The organism is Sphingobium sp. B11D3D (assembly GCF_025961755.1).
Classification (GTDB): domain Bacteria; phylum Pseudomonadota; class Alphaproteobacteria; order Sphingomonadales; family Sphingomonadaceae; genus Sphingobium.
In genome coordinates this window covers 1,506,773-1,521,195 of sequence record NZ_JAOQOG010000001.1, presented here as the reverse complement: position 1 = coordinate 1,521,195, position 14,423 = coordinate 1,506,773, and the positions used below count along the sequence as shown (strand labels likewise).

10 protein-coding genes are annotated in these 14,423 nt (G+C 64.1%); 6 read left to right on the top strand and 4 right to left on the bottom strand.

Features of this window, described 5'->3' with window-relative positions; translation table 11 throughout:
- The first annotated feature begins 156 nt into the window (after positions 1 to 156).
- Together M2334_RS07160 and M2334_RS07155 are read left to right on the top strand one after the other, a co-directional pair.
- Positions 157 to 1,074: a ketopantoate reductase family protein gene (locus M2334_RS07160; RefSeq protein ID WP_264605108.1), complete on the top strand. Its 918-nt coding sequence runs from the start codon at positions 157 to 159 to the stop codon at positions 1,072 to 1,074.
- Positions 1,075 to 1,163: 89 nt separating this feature from the next.
- The gene (locus tag M2334_RS07155) at positions 1,164 to 2,216 is read left to right on the top strand and encodes an acyltransferase family protein (RefSeq protein ID WP_264605107.1); all 1,053 of its coding nucleotides are present in this window, start codon (positions 1,164 to 1,166) and stop codon (positions 2,214 to 2,216) included.
- Between the two features lie 13 nt (positions 2,217 to 2,229).
- Here M2334_RS07155 and M2334_RS07150 read toward each other — a convergent pair whose 3' ends face one another.
- The gene (locus tag M2334_RS07150) at positions 2,230 to 3,570 is read right to left on the bottom strand and encodes an HD-GYP domain-containing protein (RefSeq protein WP_264605106.1); all 1,341 of its coding nucleotides are present in this window, start codon (positions 3,568 to 3,570) and stop codon (positions 2,230 to 2,232) included.
- 180 nt (positions 3,571 to 3,750) lie between these two features.
- Here M2334_RS07150 and ybaK point away from each other — a divergent pair, with 180 nt between their 5' ends.
- The gene (gene ybaK / locus M2334_RS07145) at positions 3,751 to 4,224 is read left to right on the top strand and encodes a Cys-tRNA(Pro) deacylase (RefSeq protein WP_264605105.1); all 474 of its coding nucleotides are present in this window, start codon (positions 3,751 to 3,753) and stop codon (positions 4,222 to 4,224) included.
- A gap of 9 nt (positions 4,225 to 4,233) precedes the next feature.
- Here the strand turns inward: ybaK and M2334_RS07140 are convergent, their stop codons facing one another.
- Both M2334_RS07140 and M2334_RS07135 read right to left on the bottom strand, forming a co-directional pair.
- Positions 4,234 to 5,340 carry an ATP-binding protein gene (locus M2334_RS07140; protein ID WP_264605104.1) on the bottom strand — a complete coding sequence of 369 codons (1,107 nt, stop codon included), beginning with the start codon at positions 5,338 to 5,340 and terminating at the stop codon, positions 4,234 to 4,236.
- Positions 5,337 to 6,038 carry a response regulator transcription factor gene (locus M2334_RS07135; RefSeq protein ID WP_181559966.1) on the bottom strand — a complete coding sequence of 234 codons (702 nt, stop codon included), beginning with the start codon at positions 6,036 to 6,038 and terminating at the stop codon, positions 5,337 to 5,339. Before M2334_RS07135 ends, M2334_RS07140 begins: the two co-directional genes overlap by 4 nt.
- Positions 6,039 to 6,309: 271 nt before the next feature.
- Here M2334_RS07135 and M2334_RS07130 point away from each other — a divergent pair, with 271 nt between their 5' ends.
- From M2334_RS07130 to M2334_RS07120, 3 genes are read left to right on the top strand one after another with little or no spacing between them, the layout of a single operon-like run.
- Positions 6,310 to 7,350 carry an efflux RND transporter periplasmic adaptor subunit gene (locus M2334_RS07130; RefSeq protein ID WP_264594319.1) on the top strand — a complete coding sequence of 347 codons (1,041 nt, stop codon included), beginning with the start codon at positions 6,310 to 6,312 and terminating at the stop codon, positions 7,348 to 7,350.
- 16 nt (positions 7,351 to 7,366) lie between these two features.
- A complete protein-coding gene (locus M2334_RS07125) occupies positions 7,367 to 10,516 on the top strand; it encodes an efflux RND transporter permease subunit (RefSeq protein WP_264570657.1) in 3,150 nt (1,049 codons plus the stop codon).
- 1 nt (position 10,517) lies between these two features.
- Positions 10,518 to 11,945, top strand: coding sequence for an efflux transporter outer membrane subunit (locus tag M2334_RS07120; protein ID WP_264570658.1), 1,428 nt, complete (start codon positions 10,518 to 10,520; stop codon positions 11,943 to 11,945).
- Here the strand turns inward: M2334_RS07120 and M2334_RS07115 are convergent.
- Positions 11,918 to 14,398, bottom strand: coding sequence for a putative bifunctional diguanylate cyclase/phosphodiesterase (locus M2334_RS07115; protein WP_264606047.1), 2,481 nt, complete (start codon positions 14,396 to 14,398; stop codon positions 11,918 to 11,920). The genes M2334_RS07120 and M2334_RS07115 overlap by 28 nt on opposite strands.
- Between the last annotated feature and the right edge of the window lie 25 nt (positions 14,399 to 14,423).

The window sequence follows — 14,423 nt, the reverse complement described above, 5'->3', positions numbered from 1 at the left end:
CCTCTCCTCATGGTCCGTGCGCCTTTGAACGTCACGCATTGCAAACAGGGTAACCCGCCGGAGGATCGGCGCCAAGCGGCTTGACCCATGCCGGACCGGACGCCATCAGGGCGGCGCGTGAAGGCTGCCGGGCAGCGATGGAATAAGGAGACGCAGGTGCAGTCCATTTTGGTGATCGGCGCGGGCTCGATGGGCTCCCTGTTCGCGGCACGTATTGCCGAGAGCGGCGCGGACGTGCTGCTCATCGATGTCGACAAGACCCGCATCGAAGCGATCGACCGCGACGGCATCCACCTCACCGACGACAATGGCACACGCACCATTTCGCTGCGGGCTGGGCTTGCGGCCGATGCCCAGCCGCCCATCGACCTCGCTCTGCTCTTCACCAAGGGGATGCACAGCCGCTCGGCGATCCAGTCGATCGCGCATCTCGCGGCCAGCGGCACCTATGTGCTCACGCTCCAGAATGGCCTCGGCAATCCGGAGATTGTGGCGGAAAGTTTTCCGCAGGACCAGATCCTCAAGGGGATCGCCGCACTTCCGGCCGACCTCCATGGCCTCAATGGTGTGGAATCCCACGGCACCGGCCATGTCGAGCTGGGCGCGATGACGCCGGCCGGCGCGCAAGCGGCGCAGGCCGCGACCGCCCTGCTCGCCCGCGCCGGTTTCGACGCGCGCTACAGCGCGGACATCGATGTCGCGATCTGGGAAAAGGTCGCCTTCAACGCCGCGCTCAACCCGCTCGGCGCCGTCACCGGCCAGCCCAATGCCGGCGTGGACAACGCACCGGGCCGCCGCATCATTGCAGCGATCGTCGACGAGGTGGTGGCCACGGCCAAGGCCCATGGGGTGACGGTCGACCATGCGCGCATCACCGCCAGCATCGACCATGCCCTGGCCGAACATCGCGGTCACAAGGCATCCATGCTGCAGGACATGATTGCCGGCCGTGCCAGCGAGATCGACTTCATCAACGGCGCCATCTGCGACCGCGCCCAAGCGGTCGGCGTCCCCGCGCCCAGCAATCAGACGATGGCCGATCTTGTCCGGTTGATGGAGCTGGCCCGGCGATAAGACGGCACCTTTGAGTGCACGGAGGCAGCAAAGCCAAGTCTTCATAAAAAACAGTTGCGAGAGTAAATCCGTTTGATAAGTCGATAAATGTGGGGACTTTCAAATCGATCCAGATGCTGAGGGCGCTTGCCGCGACGGCCGTTGTCTTTTTTCATGCGCATCAAGATGCCGAAGCTGAGGGCTGGCTGCGGGCTTTCCGCGCCGAGGACAGAATTTTTGCTTTTGGGGAAGCCGGGGTCCACATCTTCTTCGTTATAAGTGGCTTTGTAATGATGATCTCATTCCTCGGACCGAGGAAATTCTCATTTCGAGATTTCTTAATGAAGAGGTTTATTAGGATATATCCGGTATATTGGTTAGTATTAGCCATCTCTCTCCTTATCTTCTTCGCAATCGGGCGCCAGATACATTCCACCGGCCTAGAATTTTTTGGTGTAATGGCTTTGTGGCCTGGCCTTTCACCGCGCTACATTTCACCAGCGTGGACGTTGAGTTACGAAGTTTATTTTTACCTTTGCTTCGCGACCGCGATGCTTCTAGGCCGCCAACGAGGATTCTTAATCCTTTGCGGATTCTTCATTCTGATGATTGCATCGCGTCCATTTCTGGACACGGGGAATGCATTCATCGACCTTGCCACCAACGGATTACTCATTGAGTTTCTGACGGGCGCTGCAATCGCGCTGTGGTTAACTTACAGGAAGCCGTCCCTCGAATTTGGCAGAACGCTTGTTATAGGCGCAATCTTAGTGTTTCTGGCGGGATTTGCGCTTGAGGAAAACGCACTACCTAAAGTCGTCCTTTGGGGAATTCCAAGCTGCATCCTAATCGCAGGCGTTGTCGCGTGGGAATCTAATTCTGGCGCGTCCAACATTGTTAATGCGTTGGCGCGGTTTGGTGACTCCAGTTACATTCTTTACCTTACTCACAAACCCATTCAGTGGGGTCTTTTGGCGCTGCTCCTACTCGCTTGTCCCGGGAGCGAAATTAGTGCTTTAGCTTGGGTTGTTCCAATTTCCTCCTTATGCTTGGTTTTGGGCGAAGCAGCTTTTCTCTATGTTGAGAAGCCCCTTATGAAACGGCTGAAGTTGCTTACAAAAATCGACACCCGGCCTGAAAGTAGCGGAACAGTGCGTATTTAGATAAGATCGCGCATTAGAGCGAGGCCTTGCAAGCCGCATTGAAGACCATCTCTCGCAGTGCCGGAAAATCGTCGATCCCGTAGTCGGCAGCGTCATCGCTGCAGGCGATCTCGACGCGGCCTTTCCACAGCCGCAGGTCAATATCCTCCGGCTTTATCACCCGGCGCGCGGCGATGTCGTAGAAGCTCCAGACGCGCGGCGTGGTATATTCGCCGACATTCTGCTCCACCACCAGCGCCAGGCGCCCGTTGCTCAGGCGCACCACCGAGCCGATGGGGTAGACGCCCACGCTCTCGATGAAGTGATCGAGAATCTCGTCATCCAGCTCGCCTTCCATGCCCCGCATCAGGCCGAGCGCGGCATTGGGGTCGATCCGTGGCCGATGCGGCCGGTCGGACGTCATTGAGTCATAGACGTCGCATACCGCCGCCATGCGGCCGAACAGGCTGATATTCTCGCCAGTCAGTTGGTTGGGATAACCGGAGCCATCGCAGCGCTCGTGATGCTCAAGGCAGACCAGTGCGACATCCTCGGCAATTTCGCCGCCCATCTGGAGGAACTCATAGCCAAGCGTGGTGTGCGTCTCGACGATCTTGCGCTCGCCCTCGCTCAAATCGTCGCTGATCGTCGCCACGTCGATGGGCAGATGGCCCATGCCCACGTCCATCAGCAGCCCGGCCAGCCCGGCTTCCTTCACCCGAGCATCATCGAGGCCCATCTGGCGGCCCAACGCGATCATCAACGCGCTGACGGCGAGGCCGTGCGCGTAGAGCGAACTATTCTCGCGGCGGATGCGCATCAGGCCGTTGAAGGCGTGCGGATTGCGCTGCACGGAGGCGAACAGATCCTCGATCACCGGCTCGACCTGCCCCCGCGAGATCGCCTTGCCCAGCCGCGCCTGCTCGAAGACGGCGCTCATCACGCGATTGGACCGCGCCACCACGGCCTTGGCATGGCCCACCTCCGCACCGACGCTCAAGGCCGTCGTGGAGCGTGGGTTGAACGGAACGACGTTCGATCCGCTCGCGCGCTCCGGCACCAGCTTGCGCAGCCGCTCCATGCGCACCCGCTCGGCAAGACCGACACCGCCCGAGGGGGCGGAGGAGCCCGCCGCCACGAGCGGTCGACGCAGCGTCGTCGCCGGCGGACGCGGACCGCCCGCACCCGCGACATCATCGCCCTTGTCGATGTCGATCATCACGCCCTCGACCTCGCTGGCGCGCAGGTCGGCAAGGATTTGGGGGTCGGTCAGCAGGAATTTCGTCCGCCAGAACGGGTGCTTGAGCCACGGCCCTTCAAGTTTGTGAATGAACATGCCGAGTTTCACGTCAGCAACATCGATTCTCTTGAGCATCTGGACTCCGCCGGTCAGGTACGAGCGACGACGATGGCGCCCGCACGATACTGAACGGCTAAGAGCCATGGTTATTTAATGGTTCGCCTTGTCCATGCACCATGATTGGCGGCCTTTTTACGCCGAGAGGTGAAACGGCGCTGCATTGACATCGTGAACTGGACGCAGCACGCAGCGCGCATGGCAAAGGAAACCCGCGCCACTCGGGCGCTGAGCAAGGCCGGCATCGCCTTCACCGTCCATCTCTACGATTACGATCCGGCTGCCGCCCATATCGGCTTGCAGGCCGCCGAGGCGTTGGGTGAGCCACCGGAGCGCGTTTTCAAGACGCTCATGACGCTGGTGGATGGCAAGCCGGCCTGCGCCATCGTCCCGGCGAGCAGCGAAGTGGCGATGAAGAAGTTCGCCGCGGCCCTGTCCGCCAAGAGCGCTGCGATGATGAAGCCGGCCAATGCCGAGCGCCTGAGCGGCTACAAGGTCGGCGGCATCAGCCCCTTCGGCCAGATGAAGCCCATCCGCGCGGTGATCGACGAGAGCGCTTTGGCCCAGCCGCACATTTATCTGAATGGCGGCCAGCGCGGCCTGCAGCTGTGCTTGGCGCCAGATCAGGCGATCGCCGCGCTCGGCGCGACGGTTGCGGCCATCACCGCCTGACGCGCAGGATCAGGCGAAATCGCCTTCCATGGGCGCCGATGGTCCGCGCGGCTTCCATCGCGACAGGGTGAGGGTGAAGCAGGAGCCGCCATTGACCGTGCGGTAGGTCGCTGCGCCCCCATGCGCCTCGGCAATGCCCCGCACCACGGAGAGGCCAAGACCGCTGCCTTTCGCCGCTCCGCCCTGCTCCATATAGCGACGGAACGGATCGAAGGCATGGCGGGCGAACTCCTCCGTCATCCCGGGGCCCTCGTCGGTCACGCTCAGGAGCACGCTGGACGAGGAGATGCGCAGCGTCACGGCCAATTGACCGGGATCGGCATGGCGATGGGCGTTCTCGAGCAGCGCCATCAGGGCCTGCCGAATACGGGCGGTATCGACATAGCATAGGCCGCGGTCGAAGGCGGTGACGATGCTGAAGCCCGCGGCTTCCAGCTCGGGCTGCATCAGCCGGACGACCGTCTCCATTTCTTCGGCGAGATCGACCTGCTGGAAGCGCATGTCCAGCCGGCCGCCTTCCATGAGGCTCACCGTGCGCAGATCCTCGATCAAGCGGGTCAGGGCATTCACTTGCGTGACGAGCGAGCGCAGCAGCGGCGGATCGGGCGCGAACACCCCGTCGGCAAGGCCCTGGAGACGCCCGGAGAGGATCGTCACCGGCGTGCGCAGTTCATGGGCAATGGTCGCGTTCCAGCGGCGGACGGCCTCCCCCGCCTGCTCCAGCCGGTCGGCCAGGAGATTGAAGTCCTCCACCAGCATCGTTGCCTCGGTGGGCGCCCGGTCATCGCTGCGTGCACGGACCTTGATATTGCCGTCCGCAATGATCCGCGCGGTCTGCGCAACCGAAACCAGTGGCTGAACGATCCGCCGGGCCAGCCGCGTCGCCACCAGCACGGCAATGCCGGTCGAGACGACGCAGAACAGCCCGATGAGCAGCCATTCAATGCCGTGCGGGCGCCAGTCGTCCGTCAGCGGAAACAGCATATGCGGCGCCACCCGGATGATGACGCCATAAAAGATATAGAGGCCGATGATCGTGATCAGCACGGAAGCGACCGTGGAAATCACCGTGGACAACACGATCTGCCGCCCCAGACCGCCTGCCGGCTTCTTCATGAAATATCTGCCAGGCGAAAGCCGACGCCGCGCACATTGTTGATGAAGCCATGCGCACCGGCATCCTCCAGCTTGCGCCGCAGCTTGCTCAAATGCGTATCCACTGTCCGGTCGAGCGCATCGCCGCCCGGCAGGCAGGCATCGACCAGCTCGCCACGCGAGAACGCCCGCCGGGGCGCGCGCGCCATGTGCGCAAGAATGCGGAACTCGGTGAGGGTGAGGGACAGGCTCACGCGCTGCGGATCGTCCCCGACGATCACGCTGGCCAGATGGCTGTCCATATCGATTTCGATGGGCCCGACCCGCAGCGTGGAGCCCCGGCTGCCACCCGACCGGCGCAGCACGGCGCGCGCCCTTGCGGCCACCTCCAGCGCATTGAACGGCTTGACGACATAATCGTCTGCGCCGATGCGCAGCGCTTGCAGCTTGTCGATATCCTGATCAAGCGCGGTCAGCATGATCACAGGGGTCGAGCCGCGACGCCGCAACTCGGCCAGCACGTCCCAGCCGTTGAGCCGCGGCATCTGCACATCGAGCATCACGAGGTCCGGCTTGAGGGCAAGGTGCAGTTCCAGCGCGGTGCGCCCGTCAGCGGCACGAACCGTCCGGAAGCCTTCCCGCTCCAGATAGGCGGCGATGACATCGGCGATTTCCGGTTCGTCTTCCGCGACCAGCACGAGCGCGTTTTCGGCATCCATAGCATATCCTTCTGCCTTCAAGCCGTTACCGCAGTTCCAAACGGGGGGCCACCTGCCTCCACAATTTCTCTACACTTGACCAACACTGCCTCGACAAGCCAGTCCCAAAGGGCCAGCGCGGACAAGCAAAAATCAAGAGTCGGACATGATGACAAAATGCCCCCCCAGGCGCTCTGGCGCCTATATCGTTATCGCGTCGATGGCGCTTGTATTGTCCGCCTGCTCAGGAGGTGAGACCCCATCCTCGCCTCCGCCGCCAGAGGTATCGGTCGTGAAGGTCTCCCCCTCGCGCGTCGACGTGGCGGACGAACTGCCGGGCCGGGTGATGGCCTTCCGTGTGGCGGAAATCCGCCCGCAGGTGAATGGCGTCATCCAGCGCCGGCTGTTCGAGCAGGGCTCCGAAGTGCGGGCCGGCCAGCCCCTGTTCCAGATCGACGCGACCCCGTTCCGCGCGGATACACAGAGCGCCGCAGCCGCCGTGCAGCGCGCGCAGGCCGCCCTCAACCGCGCCCGCATCCAGGCCGAGCGCCTGGCGCCGCTGGTGAAGGTCGATGCGATCAGCGGACAGGCCTATGACGATGCCGTGGCCGCGCGCGACCAGGCCGCTGCCGATCTTGCCCAGAGCCGCGCCACGCTGGCACGCCAGCAGGTCGATCTCGGCTTCGCCACGATCCGCTCGCCGATCAGTGGCCGGATCGACCAGTCCATGGTGACCGAGGGCGCCCTTGCCGCCGTCGGCGGCGCAGAACCGCTCGCCACCGTCCAACAGATTGACCGCGTCTATGTGGACGTGCGTCAGCCGGCCGCCCGCCTCGAAACGCTGCGCGAGGCGGCGCGTGCCGGCAATTCCGCCCAGGGCGCGCCCGTGGAGATCCTCTCATCCGAGGGCAAGCCCTATGCGGCGACCGGGCGCCTGCTCTTCTCCGGCATCAGCGTCGATCCAGGCACGGGCGAGGTGATCGCCCGGGTCGAGGTGCCCAATCCCACGCGGGCGCTGCTGCCCGGCATGTTCGTGCGTGCGCGCCTGCCCCGCATGGTTCTGCCCAGTGCGCTGACTCTGCCGCAGCAAGCCGTGCTGCGCGATCCCGCCGGTCAGGCCAGCGTCCGGATTGTTGGGAAAGACGGCAAGGTCGAGCTGCGGCCGGTGCAGACCGGGGATGTGCGCGACGGAAACGTCCTGATTACGCAAGGCATCAAGGCTGGTGAAGCCGTGATTGTCGAAGGGCAGGATCGGGTCCAGCCCGGCGCCACCGTTTCGGCCAAGCCATGGCGCCCTGCAGCCGCCGCCAAGCCCGCCGCGGCCGCGCGCTGAAGACGAAAGCGAACCCATGCCCCGTTTCTTCATCGATCGGCCCGTTTTCGCCTGGGTGGTCGCCATCGCGATCATCCTAGCGGGCGTCATCGCCATCCCGCGCCTGTCGCTGGAGCGCTATCCGAGCATCGCGCCGCCAAGCGTCGAGATCACCGCGACCTATCCCGGTGCCACGCCGCAGACGCTGAATGACAGCGTCGTCAGCCTGATCGAGCGCGAACTCTCAAGCGTGCGCAACCTGCTGTACTTCGAAAGCTCGACGGATACGTCCGGTCAGGCCACGATCACCGCCACCTTCCAGCCGGGGACCAACCCGGAACTGGCGCAGGTGGACGTGCAGAACCGGCTCAAGGCCGCCGAGCCGCGCTTGCCGCAGATCGTCCGCCAACTCGGCATCCAGGTCGATTCCGCCAATCGCAACTTCCTCAATCTGGTGAGCCTGGAATCGTCCAACGGCCAGCAGAACCTCGAGGAACTGTCGGATTATGCGGCGCGCTATGTTGTCGAGGAGCTCAAGCGTCTCCCCGGCGTCGGCCGTGTCCAGCTGTTCGGCGCCGAGCGCGCGATGCGCATCTGGGTCGATCCGGCAAAACTGGCGTCCTACGACATTGCGATGAGCGATATCACGGCGGCGATTGCTGCACAGAACACGCCGGTTTCGCCCGGCGTGCTGGGCGGCGAGCCGATTGCCGAAGGCCAGCGCGTCAAGGTTCCGATCACCGTCGAGGGCCAGCTGAAGACCCCCGAGCAATTCCGGGAGATCGTGCTGCGCGCCGGAACGGATGGCTCCGCCCTGAAGCTGGGCGATGTCGCCCGGGTCGATCTTGGTTCCGCGTCCTACTGGTTCCAGACGCGCCTCAACGGCAAGCCCGTGGCGTTGATGGCCGTCCAGCTCGCGCCCGGCGCCAATGCGGTCTCCACCTCCGCCCGCGTGCATGAGCGCATGGTCGAGTTGGCGCGGGCCATGCCCAGCGGCATGTCATACCGCATTCCGTTCGACACCGCGCCTTATGTGAAGATCTCGATCGAGAAGGTCATCGAGACCCTGGTCGAGGCGATGGTGCTCGTCTTCCTGGTGATGTTCGTCTTCCTCCAGAAATTCCGCTACACCATCATTCCCGCCGTCGTCGCGCCGATCGCCCTGCTCGGGACCTGCGCGGTGATGATGCTGGCCGGCTATTCCGTAAACGTGCTGACTATGTTCGGCATGGTCCTCGCCATCGGCATCATCGTCGACGACGCCATCGTGGTGGTCGAGAATGTCGAGCGCATCATGGCCGAGGAAGGGCTGCCGCCCAAGGAAGCCACACGCAAGGCCATGGGCGAGATTACGGGCGCGATCATCGGCATCAGCCTCGTCCTCACCGCCGTGTTCGTGCCAATGGCATTCTACAGCGGCTCGGTCGGCGCGATCTACCGGCAGTTCACCATCTCCATGGCGGTCTCCATCCTGTTCTCGGCCTTCCTTGCCCTGAGCCTGACGCCGGCGCTCTGTGCGACATTGCTCAAGCCGGTCACGGGCCATGAGACCAAGAAGGGCTTCTTCGGCTGGTTCGACCGCAAGTTCGACACGATGACGCACGGCTACCACAATTGGGTGACGCGCGCCCTGAAGCGCAGCGCGCGGATGATGGCGAGCTTCGCGGTCATCGTGGTGCTGATGATCGTCGGCTATACAAACCTGCCTTCCTCGTTCCTGCCCGATGAAGATCAGGGCTATTTCATGACCGTCTTCCAGCTCCCGTCGGACGCGACGTCCGGCCGAACGCTGGAAGCGCTGGAAGTCTTCGAAAAGCACACCGCGCAGCGCGCCGGCATTGCCGACACCATCTCGGTGCTGGGCTGGGGCTTCTCCGGCGCGGGCGCCAATGTCGGCCTCGGCTTCACGATGCTCAAGGACTGGAGCGAGCGTGACGGCGCGACCGCATTTGGCGAGGCCGGCGCGGCAAATCAGGCCACCGGCGCCGGCGTGCGCGAAGGGCTCGTGATGAGCCTCATCCCGCCATCCATCGATGGCCTTGGCACCACCGGCGGCTTCTCCGCGCGCCTTGAGGACCGCTCGGGCCGTGGGTTCGATGCCCTGATGGCCGCGCAGTTCCAACTGCTCGGCATGGCCGCGAAAAACCCGGCCCTTGCCGGCGTCTATCCGGAAGGCTTGATGCCCGGCACCAGCGTCGAGATGGTGATCGACCGCCAGAAGGCGCAGGCCATGGGCGTGCCCTTCGAGTCCATCACCTCCACGCTGAGCGGGGCCATGGGCTCGGCCTATGTCAACGACTTCCCCAATAATGGCCGTATGCAGCAGGTCATCGTGCAGGCTGATGCCCCCTTCCGCATGAACCTTGAGGACGTGCTCAAGCTGTATGTCCGCAACGCGGCCGGAAACACGGTCCCGCTCTCGGAGCTGGTCACGCCGCGCTGGGAGACAATGCCGCTGCAGCTGGTGCGCTATAATGGCTATCCCGCCATGCGCATTGCCGGCCAGCCCGCGCCCGGCCACTCCAGCGGCGAGGCCATGGCGGAGATGGAGCGGCTTGCGAGCCAGCTGCCGCCCGGCTTCGCCATCGAATGGACCGGTCAGTCGCTTCAGGAAAGGCTCGCTGGCAATCAGGCGATCCTTCTGCTGGGCCTCTCGATGCTGGTCGTCTTCCTGGTGCTGGCCGCGCTGTACGAAAGCTGGGCAATCCCGGCGGCGGTGATGCTGGTCGTGCCGCTCGGCGTGCTCGGCGCCGTGCTGGCGGTCACGCTGCGCAGCATGCCCAACGACGTGTTCTTCAACGTGGGCCTCATCACGATCATCGGCCTCAGCGCCAAGAACGCGATCCTGATCGTGGAATTTGCCAAGCATGCTTATGATAACGGCATGTCTGCGGTCGACGCCGCTTTGCACGCAGCGCGCCTGCGCTTGCGGCCGATCCTGATGACCAGCTTCGCCTTCACGCTCGGCGTCGTTCCGCTGATGCTCGCGGGCGGTGCGAGCAAGGAGACCCAGCGGGCCATCGGCACGGGCGTCTTCGGCGGCATGATCAGTGCCACCATTCTCGCGATCTTCTTCGTCCCGGTCTTCTTCGTGGTGGTGATGAAGCTGGTCGAGCGACAGAAGCGCAAGAAGCATGTCGATGGTTCATCGCAGACGCCCGCCGCCTACCCCGCATCGGAGAATTGAGATGCGTAAATTTGCCCTCGCGGCGCTGCTGCTGACCAGCGCCTGCTCGATGAACCCACGGCTGGAAACGCCGCCTGCCCCGGTTGCGCCGGTCTACCCGCTCGCCTCTCCCGAAGAGGCAGCCAGTGCCGCGGCGCTGGACTGGCACGAGATGTTTGGCGACCCGCGCCTGCAGCGGCTCATCGAGCTGGCGCTGGAGAATAATCGCGATCTGCGCGTCGCTACGCTCAACGTCGAGGCTGCCCGCGCGCAGTTCCGCGTCGCAAGAGGTGCGCAACTGCCGACGCTGGATGCCAGCGCCGCTTATTCCCGGCAGCGCGTCTCGGCGGCCGCCTCACAAACCGGCGCTGGGGCGGAGTTCAGCCAGTTCTCCGCCAATGCTGCGCTGACCAGCTTTGAGATCGATCTGTTTGGTCGCCTCCGCTCGCAGAGCGAGGCCGCCTTCGAGCGCTATCTCGCCACTGACGAAGGCCGCCGTGCCGCGCGCATCGCGCTGATCGGGTCGATCGTCGATGCCTATCTGGCCGAACGGCTCGCCGAGGAGCAGCTTGCCCTCACCGACCGCACGCTGGGCGACTGGCAGGATTCGCTCGCGATCACTCGCCGTCTCCAGCAGGCGCGGCAGGTCAGCGGGCTCGATGTTGCGCAGGCAGAGGGACAGGTGAGTCAGGCCCAGGCCGATCAGGCGATGCGCACGCGGATGCTGGCCGAGGCGCGCAACGCGCTGCAATTGCTGGTCGGGGCGCCCCTGCCCGCCGACCTGCCCGCCCCCATCGCGCTCATGGACCAGCCGATCCGCACCCAGCTGCCGGTCGGCCTGCCCTCCGCCCTGCTCGCCAGCCGGCCGGACATCCGTCAGGCCGAGCATGAGCTGGTCGCCTCCAATGCCGATGTCGGCGCCGCCCGCGCCGCCTTCTTCCCGCGCATTTCGCTCACAGGTCTGTTCGGCTTCACCAGCATGGCGCTGGACAGCCTGTTCGATAGCGCAAACCGCAACTGGTCGTTCACGCCGCAGATCACCCAATCGATCTTCAACGGCGGCAGTTTGCAGGGCCAGCTCGATCTGGCGAAGGTTCGCAAGTCGATCGCCATCGCAAACTACGAAAAGGCCATTCAGTCTGCGTTCCGCGAGGTCGCAGACGGGTTGGCCGGGCGGGAGACCTATACCCGCCAGATCGAAGCCCAGCGGGGCGTGGCCCAGTCGGCCGCGCGGCGCGCCGAGCTTTCCCGCCTGCGCTATCAGGCCGGGGTCGATGCCCGGCTGGAACTGCTCGATGCGCAGCGCAGCGATTATGCTGCGCGGCTCGCGCTGCTGGAGTTGCGGCGTCAGGAGCTCTCCAGTGCCGCCGGGCTCTACCGGGCCCTGGGCGGGGGCGATGAGCCGACCGCGCCGACTGCTGGTCAGCCGACGCCGCCGAACTCCCAGTGACCATAGGCTTTCCCTCGCAGCAGTGAGGGCACCTGTGACGCCGGAACCGGCTTACTGAACAAGAAGCCCTGCCCCAGCGTGCAGCCCCGCGCGCGGAGATAGCGGGCCTGCGCGATGGTTTCGACGCCTTCCGCGACCGTCTGCATCCCCAGGCGCCGGGCCATCTGCAACACGGCGTCGATAACGGCCGTCGCGCCGGGGGTGCTGTCCTCGATACGGTCGATGAACGACTTGTCAATCTTGATCACGTCGACCGGAAATTGCTGGAGATGGCTGAGCGAAGCATAGCCCGTGCCGAAATCATCCAGTGCGACCATCACTCCAAGGCCGCGCAGCTCCTCGAGCATCCGCGCGACTTCTGGCCCCAATTGCCCGATGAGCACAGTCTCCGTCACTTCGATGTCGATCTGGGCCAGACCCTGCCGATGGGCCCGGGCGGCATCTTCCAGACGGGCCGGCAAACTCGGCGCGCGAAAGTCGCCCGCGGACACGTTGACCGCGATCCGCCCCGGCTCCAGCCCATCGGCCCGCCAGCGCGCAATGTCCGCAAAGATGCCGCAGATCATCCGGTCGGTCAGCCGCACCGACATTTCGGCATCCGAGAACGCCGCCTCGATGGCCGCAGGCGGCAGAACCTGGCTGTTCTCGGCCACCCGCAACAGCGCTTCCCAGCCGTCGATCTGCCCGGTCTGGAGGTTCACCTTGGGTTGGTAGAACGGCACGATGCGGTCCTCGTCCAACCCTGCGCGCGCCATGACCAGCATGCGGGTTCGCCTCTCGGATGCTACCTTGAGGGACGGGGAGAACTCCCGGACGGAGCCGGGCATGTCGGCCTTGGCTGCATAGAGAGCAAGGTCAGCCGCGATCAGGAGGTCCCCGGGCTCAAAGCCATCGCGCGGCCAGACAGCGACACCGACGGAAAAGCTGACCGGAATGCGCAGTTCTTCGATCTGCACCGGCACTTCAAAGCAGCGCTTCAAGGCGTCCGCTACCGGGCGATATTCGTCCGCCGCAGACAGGCCAGGCAAGATGATTGCAAACTCGTCGCCGCCCAGCCGAGCCGCTGTCGCCCCCTCGGGGATACAGGAGGACAGGCGCCGAGCGACCTCCACCAACACCCGGTCGCCTGCGGCATGGCCGAGCGAATCGTTCATTTCCTTGAATCCATTGAGATCCAGGATCATGAGCGCCACCGGATCACCGGAATCACATGCCGCGTCGATCGCGGCCTGAATACGAACGCCGAAGAGCGCCCGGTTCGGAAGCCTAGTGAGATGGTCGTGATACGCGGCCCAATTCAGTTCGGCCTGGGCCTGCTTCTGCTTGGTGATATCCAGTATCGATCCGACAAGCCGGACTGCTACGCCCTTGTCGCCGCGCACGATGACACTTCGCGCCTTGGTATCGATGAACGTCCCTTTGGCCGTGCGAAACCGAAACTCCTCGAGCCAGAACTTCTGGCCACTCTCCAGGGCCCGCCTCTGGTTGGCGAGGACCCGCTCCCGGTCATCGGGGTGAATACGCTCGATCCACCAATCGAAATGCGTGGCTTGATCCAGTTCCGGATAGCCCAGGACTTTTTTGTACGCCCCGCTCCAGGTCGTGATGCCGGTTGGCAGGGAGCAGTCCCATATGACGTCGTTCCCAGCTTCCGCCGCCAGGCGGTAGCGCTCCTCGCTCTGCCTGAGCGCGGTTTCGGCGATCACATGGTCGTGGATGTCTTCCAGCGTGCCATACCAGGCGAGGACTTTGCCATCTTCACCCCGGTGAGGCCGTGCGCGCGCCCGGTACCAGCGGTACATCCCGTTCGCCATGCGGATGCGATAGCGGACATCGGCGGCATCCGACTGATTTTTGACAACGTCCGCCCATAAGGCCTGAACGGTCGGAAGGTCATCAGGATGAACGGCCTGCGTCCATCCATATCCTAGCCCGGCCTCTAGATCGAGGCCCACCTGTTCAGCCCAAAGTGGGCCAATTTCGGTGATGCGTCCCTCCGCATCGGCCATCCAGGCGATCTGGGGATTGAGCTCGACATAGGCGCGATGATGCGCTTGCACATGGGCTAGTTCATCGAGCGCCTCGGCAAGCTGGCCGTCATCCGCCGATGCCGCACTGCCACCCATCAATCCACGCCAGGCCAGAACAAGGGCGGTCATGAAGAGCAGACTGGCCACGCCTTCGACGATGATACGATCCATGTCAGGCCCGGTAGTCGTTCCGGCACGCGCACCCAAGGCCGCAACCCCTGTCAGCAGGATCGCCGAAAACGAAACGCCTGTCACCAGCCCGGCCATCACAAGCCAGGCCCGACGTACGCTCTGCGATTTCATGTTGAACGTATGACCGAGAATGGCCGTGGCTGTTAAAATGCCAGACCCGCAAATCGCCACAATGATCAGCATGCCCCGAATCTGCTGATCAACCACGACCAGATGGTAAAAGCTCTCCACGCCGTCCAATCGTCTCTGAGTTTAG